Raw genomic sequence first — 17540 nt, 5'->3', positions numbered from 1 at the left:
ACAGCGTTCGAAAAAAGGAGAACCTCATGTTCAAAACCTTCCGTCTAGCCACTTGCGCTAGCCTTCTCTCCCTTTCCCCGGTCCTGATGGCGCAGGCGTCCGCCGCCGAACTCAAGGTCGTGGCCAGCTTCTCGATCATCGCCGATTTTGCCAAAAATGTCGGCGGCGACCGCGTCGAGATCACCACGCTTGTCGGGCCGGATGGCGATGCGCATGTCTATGAGCCGCGCCCGGCCGATGCCGTCGCCGTCAGCAAGGCGGATGTGGTGCTGGTCAACGGCCTCGAATTCGAAGGTTTCCTGAAGCGGCTGATCGACACCAGCGGCACCAAGGCGCCGGTGGTGGAACTGACCAAGGGCGTGGAACCGCTGAAGCTTTCCGACGAGCCGGCCGGTCACGCCCATCCGGAGGCAGAAGAAGAGGAACCTCACGACCACAAGGCAGAGGAGGCGGGCCACAAGCACGAATCCGCTGAGGCGCATGACCACGATCATGAGGGGCACCACCATCATGGCGAGTTCGATCCGCATGCCTGGCAGTCGATCAAGAATGCGGAAATCTACGTGAAGAATATCGCTGGCGCATTTTGTGAGGTCGACAAGGCGGGTTGCGCCACTTACACCGCCAATTCCGAAGCCTATGTCGCCAAGCTTGCGGCTTTGAACGAGAAGGTGAAGACCGAGATTGCCACCATTCCGCCGGAGAAACGCGTCATCATCACCTCGCATGACGCCTTCGGATATTTCGAGCACGCCTATGGCCTTGAATTCCTGGCACCGGAAGGTGTGTCGACGGAATCGGAAGCATCGGCGGCCGACGTCGCCAAGCTTGTGGACCAGATCAAGCATGACAAGGCCTCGGCCATCTTCGTCGAAAACATCACCAACAAGCGGCTGGTGGACCAGATCGCCAGCGAAACCGGCCTGAAGGTGGGTGGCACACTCTATTCCGACGCGCTTTCCACGGCTGACGGCCCGGCCGCGACCTACATCGACATGGTCAACCACAACATCAATACCATCAAGGCGGCTGTTCTCAGCCAGTAAGTCCTCGATTTCCTGTGAGCCTGGGGAGGGTGATCCGCGTCACCCTCCCTATTTTTTTGGGCAGTCCCCCTCTGCCTGCCGGATTTGCTTCGCCCCATGCTGGTTGACAATCGATTTACCTTTTGAAATGGTAAGATGTCAGACCAATTTAAAGGGCACGTCTTGGACAAATCCAGCCGCGAACTGATGCAGCCTATTCCGCCCAGCGACCGCGTTCGCCAGGTTGAGGCCGCACTTTCGGACTATGTCGAGAGAGCAGGGCTGAAGGCTGGCGACCGGCTGCCGGCCGAGCGGGAACTAATGGTGGCGCTCGGTGTCGGCCGTTCCACCATCCGTGAAGTCATCCGCAAATTTCAGGCGCTTGGCGTCATCGACAGCCGCAAGGGCAGCGGCAATTATCTGTTGAAGCCTATTTCCGCCGCCACCGTGCATATGCCGATTTCCATCGATGCGGAGAGCCTGCGCGACGCGCTGCTGATGACGCTGGAAGTGCGGCGCGGCATTGAGGTGGAAGCCTCCATGGCCGCCGCGCGCCGCCGGACGGCTGAGGATATCGCCACGATGGAAGCGCGGCTCGACGAAATGGAGCGGGTGCATCTGGCCGAGGGAACCTCCGGCAAGGCCGACCTTGCCTTTCATCTTTCGATCTACGATGCCACCCACAACACGCTTTTCAAGCAGCTTCTGGAGCAGATGCGCGAAGGTTTCGAACGCTTCTGGTCGAAGCCGTTCGACCGCCCGGATTTTGCCGGTCGCTCCTTCCCCTTTCACCGCACGCTGTTCAACGCCATCGCCGCCGGCGATGCGGAGACCGCCCGTGAAGAAACACTGAAAATCCTCGCCGTCGTCGAGGAGGATATCAAGGACATGTCGAAATGAACCAAGGCAACGATCTCTTCGATCCCGCCTCCCTGATCGTCGCGCATGACGAGACCCACGCTTTTGAAGCCGTGGTGCCGCCCCTCGTGCAGACCTCGCTTTTTACCTTTTCCAGCTATGACGAAATGGTCTCCACCTATCGCGGCGAAAAGGTGCGGCCGGTCTATACGCGCGGACTGAACCCGACCGTGCGCCTGTTCGAAGAGATGCTGGCGAAGCTCGAAGGCGCGGAAGATGCGCTGGGTTTTGCGAGCGGCATGTCTGCCATTTCCTCCAGCGTGCTCTCCTTCGTTTCGCCGGGTGACCGTATCGTCGCGGTCCGCCATGTCTATCCCGATGCGTTCCGCCTGTTCGGCACCTTCATGCAGCGCATGAATATCGAGGTGACCTATGTTGACGGCCGCGATGAGGCGGCGGTTGAAAAGGCGATGCCGGGCGCAAAACTGTTTTACATGGAAAGCCCGACCAGCTGGGTGATGGAGGCCCATGATGTCGGTGCACTCGCCGCGATTGGCAAGCGGCACGGCGCCGTCACCGTCATAGACAATTCCTGGGCAAGTCCGGTCTTCCAGCAGCCGATTACGCTCGGCGTCGATCTCGTCGTGCATTCGGCCTCGAAATATCTCGGCGGGCACAGCGATGTGGTGTCCGGTGTGGTGGCTGGTTCCAAGGCGATGATCGACCGCATCCGGGCGGAGACCTATCTGTAGCGGCTTGCCAACATAAGCGCCTCTGCTCGCAAACATCGGCATTTTCTGCTCGAATTATCTGACAATGGAGCGGGCGTCGTGCTCACGCTCTTTGCCAATGTGCTCGCAAACATCCGGGTCTGCTTGCAAACATCCGCCACGTGCTCAGATTAATTGCCAGCGACGGCATGGTCAAACCGGGACGCCTGCCTGTCGTAGTTGCTCGGTCAGCTGACGGGAATATTCGGGATCAAGGGTGCCCGCCAGGAAGGCGCGGATATACGGACATGCGCTGTGGCTTTCCCTCCTTGGCGCTTCGGGTGCAGGAGGTTCTGCAGCATGATCCGTTGTCAGGGCATCTCTTCGTCTTCAGGGGCCGCAGATCGGATATTTTGAAGATCATCTGGCATGATGGTCTGGGCGCCTGCCTTTTTACCCGGCGGCTGGAGAAGGGCCGGTTTATCTGGCCGAATATGGGATAGCATCCGTCAAGGTGGTGTAGAATTGGGACCGGGCCGTCATGATCAGGCGGCTCTGGGTGAAATTTCTCCATCGCAGCTACGCGAGGAGGTAGAGCTGAGTTTAAGTGCTGTCATTGAAGTTTCACGAGCCTGATAAACGGACGTCATATGTCGCCCATAGTGATGCAAATATTCAATCGATGCACCACTAACGATCAGGATTATTGTGATGCTGGCTCTGAACGGAGTTGCCGTGACCTATGCCAACGGCACCCAAGCTTTGAAGACAACGACATTGACGTTCAACCAGGGTCAGTTCGTCGTGCTCCTCGGTAGATCCGGCGCAGGCAAATCTACCCTCATCCGGACACTCAACGGCTTGGTTGCGCCGACGTCTGGTTCGATCACTTCTAACGATATTGGTGCTCTGGATGCGGAAACTAAGCTTCGCATTCACCGAAGGCGAACTGGGATGATATTCCAGCAGCACCAACTCATAGGGCGCTTGAGCGCGCTCGACAACGTCATGACGGGCCGCCTGGGCTACCACTCTGGCTGGCGTACGTTGTTCCCTATGCCGCGTTCGGATCGAAGGCTGGGGTTGGAATGCCTTGAACGCGTAGGCCTTCTTGATAAGGCTCTCGTCAGGGCGGATCAACTATCCGGCGGTCAGCAGCAACGGGTGGGCATTGCGCGCGCGCTGGTCCAGAAGCCCCAACTGGTCCTTGCAGATGAGCCCGTTGCAAGTCTGGACCCTGAAACGGCTGTCGAGGTCCTGTCGCAGCTTCGCGAAATATGCACAGCCGACGGCATCACTGCTGTGATCAGCCTTCATCAGATCGATCTAGCTCGCCGGTTCGGCGACCGGGTCATTGCTATGCGCGACGGGGAAGTGGTTGCGGACGCCGCTGTCGACGAACTGACCGATCAAATGTGTGCGTCGATCTACCGCAGCGCCCCAAGAAATCCGACCACAACACAAGATTTGTCCAACTACGAGTATGATCAACCTTTAGCTGCCATGGAGGCCGCATTATGAAGAAGCTTCTGTCCCTCGCATTCCTCGCCGTTCTTGGCTGGAGTTCGTTGGCGCATGCTGGCTCAAATCCAGAGACATTGCGCGTCGCGTTGCTACCGGACGAGAACGCCGCCACTGTCATCAAAAACAATCGTCCTCTCGAGGAGTATCTTGAGAAGACACTCGGTCGGGAGATTGAACTGATCGTAACGACCGACTACTCGTCAATGATCGAAGCGATGCGTTTCGGCCGGCTTGAGTTGGCTTATTTCGGGCCGCTCTCTTACACGCTCGCGAAAACCAAGGCTGATATCGAGCCTTTCGCAGCACTTATGAAGGATGGCGAAACCACCTATCGCGCTGTAGTTGTCGCCAATGCAGAGGCTGGCATCGAAAGCCTTGAAGATGCAAAAGGGAAAAAGGTCGCGTTTGGGGACGTGGCTTCCACCTCAAGCCACCTTATCCCGAAATCTATGCTGCTTAAGGCCGGAGTTGAGGCTGGAAAAGACTATAGCGAGAACTTCGTAGGGTCGCATGATGCCGTGGCTATTGCAGTGCAGAATGGCAATGCTCAGATTGGCGGACTTTCGTTGCCCATCTACAATTCAATGGTCGCTCGTGGCACCATTGATCCTAAGAAAGTTATCGCCCTCGCCGAGTCCGATCCGTTCCCGCAGTACCCCTGGACCATGCGGTCGGATCTTGACACTTCGTTGAAAGAGGCGATCACCAAAGCCTTCATCGACCTTAAAGACGAAAAGGTATTGGCATCCTTCAAAGCCGATGGGTTCGCTCCGATCGATGACAAAGCCTACGACGTCGTCCGTGAGCTCGGTAAAGTGCTGAACTTGGACCTGAGTCAGTAAGGCGCGTTCGAGACAGTTTCTCACCTTTCGACGCAGGCGCTGGCCTGCGTCCTTTCTTCCAGGATATGTGATGACACAGCCGTCGGCCGACTACGACTCTATCCTTCAACATCAAAACAAAGCTTGGACCAGAGCTGGCGTGATCGCGTTGGCAATTGCGTGTGTGATCATTGTTAGCAGTTATCACTCCGGTCTTCTTGATCTGGAGCGTCTGGGATCTGGGTTTCCTGCGCTCTGGCAGCTCGGTACGGAAATGTTTCCCCCGGATTTCAACCGAGGCTTGGAGTGGATCAGCCCTCTCATCGACACTCTGGCGATGAGTATAGCTGGGACTGCGATCGCGGTACTGATATCACTTCCAGTTGGCTTTTTCGCCTCAGGGAAAACAGCACCCAACGCTGTCATCTATATGATCTCGCGTGGATTGTTGAATGGTCTACGGTCGATCCCGGAGCTGATTATGGGCATCGTCTTCGTGGCGGCAGTGGGATTTGGAGCGCTCCCAGGCGTGCTGGCTCTTGGTCTTCACTCGGTTGGCATGGTGGGCAAGTTCTTTGCGGAGGCGATCGAGCATTGCGATAATGCGCCTATAGAAGCCGCACGCGCAGCTGGTGCGTCGCCGTTCCAGATCGTGACGCGGGCGATCTTGCCACAAGTTCTACCGCAATTGGCCGATGTGACCATCTATCGGTGGGAGTACAACTTCCGCGCCTCGACAATCCTGGGCACTGTGGGAGCTGGTGGTATCGGTTTCGAGTTGATGACATCCCTCCGGATCATGAATTATCAGGAGGTTCTTGCGATCATGCTCGTTGTCCTTCTGATGGTCACCATCGTTGACCAGGTCGGCGCTCTCCTCCGCCGCCAGCTGCAATAGAAGGATAAATTAAATGCTCCCAAAGGTAGTAATCACCCATCGCGTCCACGAGGAGATTATCTCAAAGCTATCTCCCCACGCTCGTTTAGTTTGCAACGATACTGATGATACATGGCCCCGCGAGAAACTGCTCGCAGAATTGAGCGACGCCAAGGCGATGATGGCGTTCATGCCGGACATGATCGACGCGTCTGTACTCGCGCACGCTCCCGATCTTCAACTTGTGGCATGTGCGCTGAAAGGCTTCGATAACTTCGACATCGAAGCCTGCACGCAGCGTGGAGTCCACGTCACGATAGTGTCCGATCTTCTCACTGACCCGACAGCCGAACTTACAATCGGTCTGATGATTGCTCTTGGGCGGCACATTCTGCCAGGCGACAAGAGCGTCAGGAGGGATTACAAAGGTTGGCGCCCTCGGTTTTACGGCCTTGGGCTGCAGGGCACAGCAATCGGCATTTTAGGGATGGGAGCGATCGGAAAAGCTATAGCACAGCGCCTAAGTACCTTCGGCGCCATTGTGTCGTACTGGGATCGTCAATCCCTGGACAAAGCCGATGAGATCAGACTGAACGTAAAGCCTCTTGAATTTGACCAGTTGATCTCGTCGTCTACCTTTCTTGTGTGTGCACTCCCGCTTTCGGCCGAAACGAAGCATCTCCTCGGCGCTGAACAACTCGCCAAAATGCCCAAAGGAGCACTTCTTATCAATCCTGCACGCGGAAGCGTGGTTGATGAAGAGGCTGTTGTCGCTGCATTGCAGGCGGGGCGCTTGGGAGGCTACGCCGCTGATGTTTATGAGATGGAGGACTGGGCCAGACCCGACCGGCCTGACAAGGTCCACGGGGGTCTCCTCAATCGCGAACATGATTCGATCTTGACACCCCACATAGGCTCAGCAGTGGCGAAGTCGCGTTTGGCTATCGAGCACGAGGCTGCTGACAACATTATAGATTTTGTCCAAGGCCGAAGACCTCGTGCGGCAATTAACGAGGTTCAACTAATTCCTTGATTAGAGAAAGTAATGTTTAGCCTTTCGCATGTCGCAGCATTCATAGAGGTAATCGAAACTGGCAGCTTTCACGAGGCGTCGCGACGGCTTCAGATATCCCAACCGACTGTCTCACATAATGTGAAACGATTGGAGGATATACTAGGGGTGCGGCTGGTCGAGAGGAGGAAGGACAAGTGTGTGCCGACTCGGCAAGGGCTCGTATTCTTGCCATTCGCACGCAGCCTTTTGACCGTCACGAAGAGATCTCTGGACCGCCTGCACAGCGGCCGGATTACGTTGGGTGCCAGTACTAACATCGGTACCTATATTTTGCCAGTCCACTTGAAGCGTTTACAGGATGCTCAAGGCCGGCCACCTGAGGTGGCCGTTGCCTCAAATCCTGAAATCATCGAAAAGCTCTTGAGGAAGGAGATTGATCTAGCCTTTACCGAATGGTGGGACGATCGAAAAGGATATCAAGCCCGCCTTTGGCGGAAGGAAAAGCTGGTAATAATCGTATCCCCACAGCATAATTGGAGGACGCGAAAAACAATTGAAGCGGCAGAGTTATTTCAAGAGTCCCTCATTGGCGGAGAACGTGGAACCGGTACCGGATCCGTGCTCCGCGAGGCCTTCGGCCAAGCGGCAGAGCAATTCCCAATCTCATTCAATGTCGGGAGCACTGAGGCTGTGAAGCATGCAGTTCGAGCTGGTCTCGGCATTTCGATCGTGATGAGGAGCACTGTCCTCGATGAGCTCGCGTCGGGTAGGCTTTATGAGGTTTCTGTTGAGAATGTGGTTCTCGAAAAGTCTGTGTGGGCTGTACATCCCGTACATATGGAGGATGGTTCACCGGAAGCAATCGCGCTTAAGGTTATACTCGATGCGAGCGCCCCTCTGGGTGACCTAGAGCACGTCCACATTACTCGGGGTCATATCCGCAAGATTTGAAGTAGTTGGCGCATTCCTGCGGCTCGAACATGGTAACGGCCTGGCCGACCGCATCCTTTGGTATCGCCGCCTCAATTCCCGGAGTATCCCATACAAGGGGACAAGATCGGGGACCGCCCGATTTTCGATGCGTAAGGTTCCCTGCTCCATGTCGCGAATATTCGGCCGTCAGACACATAGTTGGTTTCCATGGATCGTTTGTCATAAACGAGGGTTTTTGAGCATGCCATAGCGCATGCCGTCACGCCCCTTGAATGGCGCGATGGAATCTTCTCAAAACTGTTATAGAAACGGTTGTCGCAAAATGCTATGTGTCCAACGACTTTCAAGAACATTTGGATGGCTATGCGGGTCGGGTACGCCAGGGTCAGCACGATCGATCAAAATCCGGAGCTTCAGCTTGAGGCGCTGAGACGCGCCGGTTGCGAGAAGGTGTTTACCGAGCGCGGGTCAGGCGCTCGCGATGACCGCCCGGAATTGGGCCGAATTCTCTCCGACGTGCTTCGCACTGGTGACACGCTCGTTGTCTGGAAACTCGATCGGTTGGCGCGATCGCTAAAGAAGCTCATCGCGACGGCGGAAGAGTTGGAGCGCGCGAAGATCGGGCTCGTGTCCTTGACCGAGAGCATTGATACGACGACGCCGGGCGGCATGCTGACCTTCCATGTCTTCGGTGCGATCGCCCAGTTCGAACGTGCTCTGATCCGCGAACGCACGACGGCTGGACTGGTCGAGGCGCGGCAACGTGGCCGCAAGGGTGGCCGCCCGCCCGCGATGCGCCCGGGCGATATTGCCGCGGCGCGCGCCCTGATGAAGGAAGGCAGCATACCGGTACGCAATATTGCGCAGCGCATGGGGGTTTCTGTTGCAACCCTCTATCGTCATATCGGCAAGAAGGGTGGCTCTCCCAAAACAGTGGAATCCGAGGACGTCCATGGCTGAGCGGAGAAAGCGGCCGCCCGGAGAGGCTCTTGTCGATCTTCGACGCCGATTGTCGCTGCTTTCTCCCCGTGATCCAGGCCGTACCGAGATTGTTGCTCGTGCCGCCGATGCCTACGGCATCTCGATCTGGACCCTGTATCGGGCGCTGCGGGAGTTGAACCGCCCGAAATCCGTACGGCGCGCCGATCACGGAACCTCCCGGATCGCCCCGCAGCCGGAGATGGAAACCTATGCCGAAATCATCGCGGCCCTGAAGATCAGAACGGCGAACCGGAAGGGGCGGCATATCTCCACGGCGCGCGCCATCAAGCTGCTTGAGGAAGACGGCGTGGTGACGCCCGATGGCCTGGTCCGTGCACCGCCCGGCATCTTGAAACGCGCAACGGTCGATCGGCTGCTGCGTGTTTCCGGCCTGGATTATGCGCGCGTCACCCGCCCGGTGGCTGCCGTCCGATTCCAGGCGCGGCGTTCCAACGAACTCTGGCACTTCGACATGAGCCCGTCCGACCTGAAGCAGGTGGAAGCGCCGCTTTGGGTCGAGGAAGGGCGCGGCCGGCCGACGCTGATGCTGTTCTCCGTGGTCGATGATCGCTCCGGCGCGAGCTATCAGGAATACCGCTCCGTCTACGGCGAGGACGCGGAGTCCGCCTTGCGCTTTCTCTACAATGCCTTCGCCGCCAAGCCTGAACCGGAACTGCCGCTTCAGGGGATTCCAACGACCATCCATATGGATAACGGGCCGGTGAGCCGCTCGCGCGTTTTCCAGTCCGTCATGGGTAGCCTTGGTGTCCGGGTTCTCACGCATATGCCCCCGTCGGACAGCGAGCGGCGCACGCCGGCGCGAGCGAAAGGCAAGGTCGAGCGGCCGTTTCGCACGATCAAGGAAGTGCACGAGACCCTCTATCATTTCCACAAGCCGAAGGACGAAGAGGAAGCCAACCTTTGGCTCAGGCGCGCCTTGGTCACCTACAATAACGGCGACCATCGCACAGAGTCTCATGCACGCATCGAGGATTGGCTGCGGCATCTTCCTCCTGACGGGGTGCGGGCGATGTGCTCCTGGGAGCGGTTCTGCGCCTTTGCGCGCGAACCGGAACGACGGACGGTTGCTGGAGACGCGACCGTATCGGTCGAAGGCGCATCCTATGAGGTCGAGCCCGAACTTGCCGGCGAAACGGTGACCTTGCTCTGGGGCCTGTTCGATCAGGAACTGTTCGTCGAGCATGAGGGCAAGCGCTTCGGTCCATTCCAACCTTCGCGCGGGGCGGTTCCCCTCTTTCGCTATCGCAAATACCAGAAGAGCAAGCTCGAAGAGCGGCTCGACAAGGTGGTGCGCCTGGCAGACCAACTTGGGCTCCCCCGCGCCGCGGTCACCGGCGGGGATCGTCCATTGCCTTCGCTGCCCCCGACCACGGCTGGGCTGAGTGTACGGCGGACACCGTTTCCGGAACCCGCAATAGAGACCGCTTATCCAAATGGCCTCGCAGCCCGTGGGGCCATCGCCGACCAGCTCGGCCGGCCGATCGGCGCGATGAATGCCGGTGACCGCGCCTTCATCAATGAACTGCTTGGAGAAACACTCGACAAAAAGATGATCGCGGCCCGTATCCGCGAACGCTTCCAGGCGCGAAGAAAGGAAGAATGATGCTCGCTGACGTTCAATCCAGTTACGGCCTCGACCGGCCTTTCCAAGGGGCCGGCAACTTTGAGACCGAGCATCAGCGCACGATCATCCGCGAGGTGTGTGCGGCCGTCCAGACCGGTCGGCTTGTCGTGGTCTCCGGCCTGGTCGGTTCGGGGAAAACCCACCTTTTGCGCCGCATCGAGGCCGAACTCACCAAAGCCGGCAAGGTCGCACTCGCCAAATCGCTGGCGGTCGACAAGCGGCGCACTTCGCTGCCATCGCTCATTGAAGCCCTGTTCTACGACTTGTCTCCCGGCGATCGTGCGCAGGTCAAGATCCCCAAGCAGGCCGAGCGCCGGGAGCGCGACCTGCGCGACATCATGAAAAAAGGCAAACGGCCGATCGTCCTCGTGGTCGACGAGGCCCATGACCTGCACCACAAGACCTTAACCGGCCTGAAGCGACTGATGGAGGTGGTCGCCGACGCCGGCGTGCTCCTTTCCGTACTTCTTGTCGGGCATCCCCGGTTGCGCAATGATCTGCGCCGGCCGCAAATGGAGGAGATTGGCTACCGCACGACCATTTTTGACTACGAGGGGATCGGCTCCGCGCGCCGCGACTATGTTGCCTGGCTGCTTGGCGCCTGTGCGGCCGAAGGCGTAAAGGTTGGCGAACTCCTCGAGGAAGAAGCCATCGACCTCATCGCCGAACGTTTGCGCACGCCGCTTCAGATCGAGATGCATCTCACCCTCGCATTCGAGCAGGGCTTTCGCCTCGGCGCCAAGCCGGTTACCGCCGAAATCGTCGAGCAGGTCCTGTCCCGCGCCATCGACGATCTCGAACCGACGTTGACCCGAAATGGTTACGATGCGACGGCTCTGGTCACGCACCTCAATGCTCGGCCGTCGGATATCCGCGCCTTCCTGGCGGGCACCCTTGATCCCGAATATTCCCGTCAGCTGACCGAGCAACTACGACAGGCAGGCGTCCCGGTTTGACCATGCCGTCGCTGGCAATTAATCTGAGCACGTGGCGGATGTTTGCAAGCAGACCCGGATGTTTGCGAGCACATTGGCAAAGAGCGTGAGCACGACGCCCGCTCCATTGTCAGATAATTCGAGCAGAAAATGCCGATGTTTGCGAGCAGAGGCGCTTATGTTGGCAAGCCGCTACACCTATCCCTATCTCGGTGGCAAGATGTCGCCCTTCGATGCATGGCTGCTCATCCGTGGTTTGCGCACCCTGCCGCTGCGCATGCGAGCCCATCAGGCCTCGGCGCTGGACATTGCGAGCCGCCTGCAGGCGCTCGATGTGGTGGAAAAGGTCTGCCATCCGGGGCTGGCGAACCGCCTGCCGCCCGGCCTTAACGGCACGTCGGGCCTGTTTTCCTTCATTTTCAAGGAAGGGGTGGATGTGCGCGCTTTCGCCGATCGCCTCAAGCTTTTCAAACTGGGTGTTTCCTGGGGCGGGCACGAAAGCCTGATCGTTCCGGGGGAAGTGGTGCTCGAACAGAAGGCGCAGCCGAACTCCGCCCACACCTTCGGCATCAGCGCGCGTTCGGTGCGCCTGCATATCGGACTGGAGGGCACGGAGGCGCTCTGGAACGACCTCGAACCCGCGATCAAGGCGGCGTCTGCCGCCGCCTGACGCGTTTTTAAACCGACGACAAAAAGGGGAGAACGACATGAAAAAACTGGTAGCAGCAGCAATCTTCACCGCCCTGATGACCGGAACGGCGCTGGCGGACACGACCTTGAAACTGGTCGAAGTCATCACAAGTCCCGAGCGGACGGAAACGCTGAAGGGCATCGTTTCGAAATTCGAAGCGGCCAATCCCGGCACCAAGGTGGAAATCATCTCCCTTCCGTGGAGCGAAGCCTTCCAGAAATTCGCCACTATGGTGTCGGCCGGCGATATTCCCGACGTGATGGAAATGCCCGACACCTGGCTTTCGCTCTACGCCAATAACGGCATGCTCGAAAGCCTCGAGCCCTATCTCGCCAAGTGGGAGCACACAGCAGGCCTCAGCGAGCGCACGCTCGAACTCGGCCGCGACGTGAAGGAAACGGCCTATATGCTGCCCTATGGTTTCTACCTCAGGGCCATGTTCTACAACAAGAAACTGCTGGAACAGGCCGGCGTGAAGGAGCCGCCGAAGACGCTCGACGAGTTCGCCGATGCCTCCAAGAAGGTCGCGGCACTTCCCGGCAAATACGGCTATTGCCTTCGCGGCGGGCCGGGTGGCCTTAACGGCTGGGTCATGTTCGGTGCATCCATGGCGGGCTCGAACGAGTTTTTCACCAAGGACGGCACATCCACCTTCGACAGCCCCGGCTGGGTGAAGGGCCTGACCTATGTGATTGATCTCTACAAGAACGGGCTGGCGCCGAAGGACAGCGTCAACTGGGGCTTCAACGAGATCGTTGCCGGCTTTTATTCCGGCACCTGCGCTTTCCTTGATCAGGATCCCGATGCCCTTATCGCCATCGCCCAGCGCATGAAGCCGGAAGATTTCGGCGTCATGACCATGCCCAAGGGACCTGACGGCAAGACCTTCCCGACCATCGGTTTCGCCGGCTGGTCGATCATGTCGGCCTCCGCCAACAAGGACCTCTCGTGGAAGCTGGTCGAGACGCTTGAAGGGCCAGAAGGCAATATCGAGTGGAACAAGAAGACCGGCGCGCTGCCGGTGCACAAGTCGGCGGAGAAGGATCCCTTCTATGCCAGCGAGCAGTTCAAGGGCTGGTTCGACGAACTCGCCGACAAGAACGCCGTGCCGACGACGATGCCGACCTATCTTGAGGAATTCGCCTTCTTCAAGGATTCGCTTGTGATCAAGACATCGCAGGAAGCGCTTCTCGGCGATATCACGCCGGAAGACCTCGCCAAGCAATGGGCAGATTACATGACCAAGGCGCAGCAGAAGTTCCTGGCCTCGAAGTAACGACACTGACCAGCCGCGCGGGCGAAAAATGCCCGTGCGGCGGGTCTTGCCGGCCTTCGCTGCGACAGGCCTTTTCCTGCAATTTTTCGGATCGGTAAGCCGAGAGGCTGGAAAACCCGTCCGTTCCGTCGTCCGTTCAGGGAGCGATACAATGTCCTATGCCCATGGCGCCGGGCCGGTGGCCGCGCGCAAACCGGCTGGCAAACCAGCGATGCGAAGGTTTGCCGATTGGGCCGAACCCTGGCTCTACAGCGCGCCCGTGCTGGTGCTCATCGTCGCCGTCATGCTGGTGCCGCTGGTGCTTGGCCTCTCCTATGCCTTTCGCGATGTGCAGCTGCTCAATCCGTTTTCCGGCGGTTTCGTTGGCCTGAAACATCTGGAGGCGCTGTCGCAGGATGCGGCCTTTTACCGGGCGCTGAAAAATACGCTGTGGTGGACGGGCGCTTCCGTCTTCCTGCAATTTTTCTTCGGCCTCATTCTGGCGCTGCTGCTGGACAAGCCTTTCGCGGGCAGGGGGTTGGCGCAGGCGCTGGTCTTCCTGCCATGGGCGGTGCCGACCTTTCTTGCGGGTCTCAACTGGGCATGGCTGTTCAACCCGGTCATTGGGCCGCTGCCACACTGGATGGTGTCGCTCGGGCTGTTATCCGCACCCAACAATATCCTCGCCGATCCGCAGCTTGCCATGTGGGGGCCGATCATCGCCAATGTCTGGTGGGGCATTCCCTTCTTCGCCATCACTTTGCTTGCCGCACTTCAGGCCATCCCGCGCGATCTTTACGAGGCGGCGGAAATCGACGGCGCGAACCCGCTGCAGCGTTTCACCTCCATCACCCTGCCATTCCTGGCACCCACCATCGCCATCACCATCCTGTTGCGCACCGTCTGGATCGCCAATTTCGCCGATCTCATCATCGTCATGACCAATGGGGGACCGGCCGACCGCACGCAGATCGTCGCCAGCTATATCTTCACCCAGGCCTTCCGGCGTCTGGATTTCGGTTATGCCTCGGCCATCGCGCTGGTGCTTCTGGTGCTGCTGCTCGCCTATTCCATGCTGATCGTGCTTTTGCGCCAGCGCCTGATCGAGAAGGACTGACCGATGACATCAAGGATATTCCTCACCCTTGCCCATCGCCTCGCGATCCTCGCCTATATCGCCTTTGCGCTTTTTCCGCTGTTCTGGCTGCTCAAGGTCTCCGTCACGCCGAATGACCTGCTTTACAGCGAAGGTGTGCGGATGTGGCCCTCGCGCGCGACATGGGATCACTATCGTTTCGTCATAGAAAACAGTGCCTTCCCGACGTTTTTTAAGAACAGTGTCATCGTCGCCGGCTCCACGGCGCTTGCCGTTACGGTACTCTCGTCACTATCAGGCTATGCGCTGTCGCGCTTCCGCTTCAAGGGCAAATACTGGATCGTCGCGCTGATGCTGATCACCCAGATGTTTCCGCTGGTCATGCTGGTCGCGCCGATCTTCAAGATGCTGTCGCCCCTCGGCCTCACCAACAGCCTGACGGGCCTCGTCATCGTCTACACCGCCTTCAACGTGCCCTTCGCCACCTTCCTCATGCAGTCGTTCTTCGATGGCATTCCGAAGGATCTGGAAGAGGCGGCGATGATCGACGGGGCGAGCCGGTTTACGGCCTTCCGCCAGATCATCCTGCCGCTCACCTTGCCGGGCATCGCCGCCACTCTGGGCTTCGTCTTCACTGCCGCCTGGAGCGAGCTTCTGTTTGCGCTGATGCTGATTTCGGGCAATCAGAGCGCCACCTTCCCGGTCGGGCTTCTGACCTTCGTTTCCAAATTTTCCGTCGATTTCGGGCAGATGATGGCCGCGGGCGTTCTGGCGCTCATTCCGGCCTGCCTCTTCTTCCTGCTCATTCAACGTTATCTCGTGCAGGGCCTGACGGCCGGCGCGGTGAAAGGATAATCCCATGGCTTCCATCGAGCTGAAGAATGTCGGCAAGACCTATGGCGACCTCGCCGTGCTGCACGGCGTCGATCTCAAGATCGAGGATGGCGAGTTCATCGTCCTCGTCGGCCCCTCCGGCTGCGGAAAATCGACGCTGCTGCGCATGATCGCGGGTCTGGAAGAGATATCATCAGGTGATTTGTCCATCGACGGCGAGCGTGTCAACGATCGCAGACCGAAGGATCGCGACATCGCCATGGTGTTCCAGTCCTATGCCCTCTATCCGCATATGAGTGTCGCCGACAATATGAGCTACAGCCTGCGCCTGCGCCGCAGCACCAAGGAAACCATTGCGGCCGCCGTGGCCGGCGCCTCCGCAAAGCTCGGGCTCGATCCCTATCTGGCGCGCCGTCCAAAGGCGCTCTCCGGCGGCCAGCGCCAGCGCGTTGCCATGGGCCGCGCCATCGTGCGCCAGCCCAAGGCCTTCCTGTTCGATGAGCCGCTCTCCAATCTCGATGCCCGGCTTCGCGAGCAGATGCGCGCCGAAATCAAGCGCATGCATGCCGATCTCGGAGCAACCTCGGTTTACGTCACCCATGACCAGATCGAGGCGATGACGCTCGCCTCGCGTATTGTCGCGATGAATGCCGGCCATGTGCAGCAGATCGGCGCGCCGCTCGATCTTTACGATCGCCCCGCCAATCTTTTTGTCGCTGGTTTCATCGGCTCACCGGGCATGAATTTTCTGGAAGGGCGGATCGGACGGGAGAATGGCGGCAGTTTCGTCGTGCTCGGCGATGGCACGCGCCTTGAACTCGGCCGCGATGTGAAGCTTGCCGACGGTGAACCTGTCACACTCGGCATCCGGCCGGAACATGTCACTGTTTCGCCCGCCGAGGGCGGTGTCGAGGCAACCGTCGATCTCGTTGAGCCGACCGGCCTCGGCGTCATCCTGCATCTCACCGTACACGGATTGCCCTTCAAGCTGTTTTCATCGGACCGGGCGCTGTTGCAGCCGGGCAAGTTCCTGCGGGTCGGTTTCCCGCAGGAACGGCTTCATGTCTTTGACAGAGACGGTGTCAGGATCGGCGAGGCGTGAGGTTTGGCATAGTACTCGGCAGGAAGATTTTCTGTGCGGTTGCACATCCACCTCCGTCATTCCGGCCTTGAGCCGGAATCCAGCCGACGCGCGTCTGCGCGGCGGGAGACCCCTTTCAGCCCAAGAACTTGGGATGGCTGGATTCCGGCTCAAGGCCGGAATGACGGAAAGTTGGGAGCCTTTGTAAACGCCGCGCCTCTGGCGTCAGATTATCCTTCCAGTCTCCCCGTCATATTGCGATACCCTTGTCATCGAACCTGTGGATCTTGGTCTCGTCGGGCGTGATGAAGACGGTATCGCCATGCCTGCATTCGAACTCGCCATCGGTCCTTGCGGTGATCGGCCCGATGCCGGGAACATCGAGATGCAGGAAGGTATCCGAGCCGAGATGTTCGGCAACCGTGACCTTGCCTTGCCAGAGACCGCTGTCCTTCGACAGCTTCAGGTGCTCGGGCCGCACACCGGCGGTGGTGGCGCCCTTGCTGCGGGCGTAATCGCCGGTCACCAGGTTCATGCGCGGCGAGCCGATGAAGCCGGCGACGAAGAGGTTGGCGGGGGAGCGGTAAAGCTCCATCGGTGAGCCGACCTGCTCGATATTGCCGCGGTTCAAGACGACGATCTTGTCGGCCATGGTCATGGCCTCCACCTGGTCGTGGGTGACATAGATCATCGTCGTCTTCAGCGTGTTGTGCAGCTCGGAGATTTCCAGCCGCATGGTGCCGCGCAGCGCCGCATCGAGGTTGGAAAGCGGTTCGTCGAACAGAAACGCCTTCGGTTCGCGCACGATGGCGCGGCCGATGGCGACGCGCTGGCGCTGGCCGCCGGACAGCTGCGAGGGCCGGCGTTCGAGATAATCGGTGAGATTGAGGATGCGGGCGGCATCGTCGACCTTTTTATCGATGACGGCCTTGTCGAGCTTGGCCATCTTCAGCGGGAAGGCGATGTTGTTGCGCACGCTCATATGCGGATAAAGCGCATAGGACTGGAACACCATGGCAAGGCCGCGCTCGGCCGGGGCCTTTTCTGTGGCGTCGTTGCCGTCGATGACGATTCTGCCGCCGGAGACGTCTTCCAGCCCGGCAATCAGGCGCAGCAGCGTTGACTTGCCGCAGCCGGACGGGCCGACGAAGACGACGAACTCGCCGTCATGGATATCGAGATCGATCGACGGGATGACTTTTGCCTCACCGAAGAGCTTGGACACGTTCTGAAGGGAAATGCTGCCCATTATTGTCGTT

The 17540-nt window shown here is 59.0% G+C and carries 16 protein-coding genes and 2 pseudogenes; 17 read left to right on the top strand and 1 reads right to left on the bottom strand.

All coding sequences use genetic code 11. From position 1 onward, the window contains the following. The first annotated feature begins 26 nt into the window (after window positions 1-26). The 17 genes and pseudogenes from aztC (at window position 27) to JZY08_RS15675 (ending at window position 16302) form a co-directional block, all read left to right on the top strand. Window positions 27-1046: a zinc ABC transporter substrate-binding protein AztC gene (gene aztC, locus JZY08_RS15755; RefSeq protein ID WP_216332387.1), complete on the top strand. Its 1020-nt coding sequence runs from the start codon at window positions 27-29 to the stop codon at window positions 1044-1046. 186 nt (window positions 1047-1232) lie between these two features. Then, window positions 1233-1925, top strand: a complete 693-nt coding sequence (locus JZY08_RS15750; RefSeq protein WP_003499983.1) for a FadR/GntR family transcriptional regulator — start codon at window positions 1233-1235, stop codon at window positions 1923-1925. Continuing rightward, a pseudogene (locus tag JZY08_RS15745) lies at window positions 1922-2629 on the top strand (PLP-dependent transferase); the annotation flags it as partial. The gene JZY08_RS15750 and the pseudogene JZY08_RS15745, both read left to right, overlap by 4 nt. A gap of 173 nt (window positions 2630-2802) precedes the next feature. Beyond that, window positions 2803-3096 carry an IS66 family insertion sequence element accessory protein TnpB gene (tnpB, locus tag JZY08_RS27775; RefSeq protein ID WP_080600525.1) on the top strand — a complete coding sequence of 98 codons (294 nt, stop codon included), beginning with the start codon at window positions 2803-2805 and terminating at the stop codon, window positions 3094-3096. A gap of 208 nt (window positions 3097-3304) precedes the next feature. After that, the gene (gene phnC / locus JZY08_RS15735) at window positions 3305-4114 is read left to right on the top strand and encodes a phosphonate ABC transporter ATP-binding protein (RefSeq protein ID WP_006473175.1); all 810 of its coding nucleotides are present in this window, start codon (window positions 3305-3307) and stop codon (window positions 4112-4114) included. Further along, a complete protein-coding gene (gene phnD / locus JZY08_RS15730; protein WP_003501103.1) occupies window positions 4111-4959 on the top strand; it encodes a phosphate/phosphite/phosphonate ABC transporter substrate-binding protein in 849 nt (282 codons plus the stop codon). Before phnC ends, phnD begins: the two co-directional genes overlap by 4 nt. Before the next feature lie 70 nt (window positions 4960-5029). Beyond that, complete coding sequence (phnE, locus tag JZY08_RS15725) at window positions 5030-5836, top strand: phosphonate ABC transporter, permease protein PhnE (protein ID WP_006473411.1); 807 nt, start codon at window positions 5030-5032, stop codon at window positions 5834-5836. Between the two features lie 13 nt (window positions 5837-5849). After that, entirely contained in the window at window positions 5850-6848 is a 999-nt protein-coding gene (locus tag JZY08_RS15720; RefSeq protein ID WP_003501101.1) for a phosphonate dehydrogenase, read from the top strand. Window positions 6849-6860: 12 nt separating this feature from the next. After that, window positions 6861-7781 (top strand): LysR family transcriptional regulator, encoded by a 921-nt coding sequence (locus JZY08_RS15715; protein WP_003501100.1) that lies wholly within the window; start codon window positions 6861-6863, stop codon window positions 7779-7781. Window positions 7782-8126: 345 nt separating this feature from the next. Further along, window positions 8127-8723: a recombinase family protein gene (locus tag JZY08_RS15710; RefSeq protein WP_024710158.1), complete on the top strand. Its 597-nt coding sequence runs from the start codon at window positions 8127-8129 to the stop codon at window positions 8721-8723. Then, complete coding sequence (locus JZY08_RS15705; RefSeq protein ID WP_003501095.1) at window positions 8716-10368, top strand: IS481 family transposase; 1653 nt, start codon at window positions 8716-8718, stop codon at window positions 10366-10368. The genes JZY08_RS15710 and JZY08_RS15705 overlap by 8 nt, the downstream gene beginning before the upstream one ends. After that, window positions 10365-11345 carry an ExeA family protein gene (locus JZY08_RS15700; RefSeq protein ID WP_003501092.1) on the top strand — a complete coding sequence of 327 codons (981 nt, stop codon included), beginning with the start codon at window positions 10365-10367 and terminating at the stop codon, window positions 11343-11345. The genes JZY08_RS15705 and JZY08_RS15700 overlap by 4 nt, the downstream gene beginning before the upstream one ends. A gap of 178 nt (window positions 11346-11523) precedes the next feature. Then, a pseudogene (locus JZY08_RS15695) lies at window positions 11524-11994 on the top strand (PLP-dependent transferase); the annotation flags it as partial. A 37-nt stretch (window positions 11995-12031) separates the two neighbouring features. Continuing rightward, entirely contained in the window at window positions 12032-13291 is a 1260-nt protein-coding gene (locus tag JZY08_RS15690; RefSeq protein WP_003499972.1) for a sugar ABC transporter substrate-binding protein, read from the top strand. A 151-nt stretch (window positions 13292-13442) separates the two neighbouring features. Continuing rightward, window positions 13443-14387 (top strand): carbohydrate ABC transporter permease, encoded by a 945-nt coding sequence (locus tag JZY08_RS15685; RefSeq protein ID WP_003525091.1) that lies wholly within the window; start codon window positions 13443-13445, stop codon window positions 14385-14387. Window positions 14388-14390: 3 nt separating this feature from the next. Then, window positions 14391-15221, top strand: a complete 831-nt coding sequence (locus JZY08_RS15680; RefSeq protein ID WP_003499970.1) for a carbohydrate ABC transporter permease — start codon at window positions 14391-14393, stop codon at window positions 15219-15221. A 4-nt stretch (window positions 15222-15225) separates the two neighbouring features. Continuing rightward, a complete protein-coding gene (locus JZY08_RS15675; RefSeq protein ID WP_216332386.1) occupies window positions 15226-16302 on the top strand; it encodes an ABC transporter ATP-binding protein in 1077 nt (358 codons plus the stop codon). A gap of 229 nt (window positions 16303-16531) precedes the next feature. Here JZY08_RS15675 and JZY08_RS15670 read toward each other — a convergent pair whose 3' ends face one another. After that, a complete protein-coding gene (locus tag JZY08_RS15670; RefSeq protein ID WP_082184902.1) occupies window positions 16532-17530 on the bottom strand; it encodes an ABC transporter ATP-binding protein in 999 nt (332 codons plus the stop codon). Window positions 17531-17540: the final 10 nt, after the last annotated feature.

This window comes from Rhizobium sp. X9 (assembly GCF_018873185.1).
GTDB classification, from domain to species: domain Bacteria; phylum Pseudomonadota; class Alphaproteobacteria; order Rhizobiales; family Rhizobiaceae; genus Agrobacterium; species Agrobacterium oryzihabitans.
The sequence above is the reverse complement of the archived record's forward strand: the minus strand, read 5'-3'. Positions and strand labels throughout refer to the sequence as shown.

Bases quoted from the DNA above. Each gene is read 5' to 3' on its own strand.
- aztC (WP_216332387.1), top strand. From the start codon at position 27: ATGTTCAAAACCTTCCGTCTAGCCACTTGCGCTAGCCTTCTCTCCCTT.
- JZY08_RS15750 (WP_003499983.1), top strand. From the start codon at position 1,233: ATGCAGCCTATTCCGCCCAGCGACCGCGTTCGCCAGGTTGAGGCCGCA.
- tnpB (WP_080600525.1), top strand. From the start codon at position 2,803: ATGGTCAAACCGGGACGCCTGCCTGTCGTAGTTGCTCGGTCAGCTGAC.
- phnC (WP_006473175.1), top strand. From the start codon at position 3,305: ATGCTGGCTCTGAACGGAGTTGCCGTGACCTATGCCAACGGCACCCAA.
- phnD (WP_003501103.1), top strand. From the start codon at position 4,111: ATGAAGAAGCTTCTGTCCCTCGCATTCCTCGCCGTTCTTGGCTGGAGT.
- phnE (WP_006473411.1), top strand. From the start codon at position 5,030: ATGACACAGCCGTCGGCCGACTACGACTCTATCCTTCAACATCAAAAC.
- JZY08_RS15720 (WP_003501101.1), top strand. From the start codon at position 5,850: ATGCTCCCAAAGGTAGTAATCACCCATCGCGTCCACGAGGAGATTATC.
- JZY08_RS15715 (WP_003501100.1), top strand. From the start codon at position 6,861: ATGTTTAGCCTTTCGCATGTCGCAGCATTCATAGAGGTAATCGAAACT.
- JZY08_RS15710 (WP_024710158.1), top strand. From the start codon at position 8,127: ATGCGGGTCGGGTACGCCAGGGTCAGCACGATCGATCAAAATCCGGAG.
- JZY08_RS15705 (WP_003501095.1), top strand. From the start codon at position 8,716: ATGGCTGAGCGGAGAAAGCGGCCGCCCGGAGAGGCTCTTGTCGATCTT.
- JZY08_RS15700 (WP_003501092.1), top strand. From the start codon at position 10,365: ATGATGCTCGCTGACGTTCAATCCAGTTACGGCCTCGACCGGCCTTTC.
- JZY08_RS15690 (WP_003499972.1), top strand. From the start codon at position 12,032: ATGAAAAAACTGGTAGCAGCAGCAATCTTCACCGCCCTGATGACCGGA.
- JZY08_RS15685 (WP_003525091.1), top strand. From the start codon at position 13,443: ATGTCCTATGCCCATGGCGCCGGGCCGGTGGCCGCGCGCAAACCGGCT.
- JZY08_RS15680 (WP_003499970.1), top strand. From the start codon at position 14,391: ATGACATCAAGGATATTCCTCACCCTTGCCCATCGCCTCGCGATCCTC.
- JZY08_RS15675 (WP_216332386.1), top strand. From the start codon at position 15,226: ATGGCTTCCATCGAGCTGAAGAATGTCGGCAAGACCTATGGCGACCTC.
- JZY08_RS15670 (WP_082184902.1), bottom strand. From the start codon at position 17,530: ATGGGCAGCATTTCCCTTCAGAACGTGTCCAAGCTCTTCGGTGAGGCA.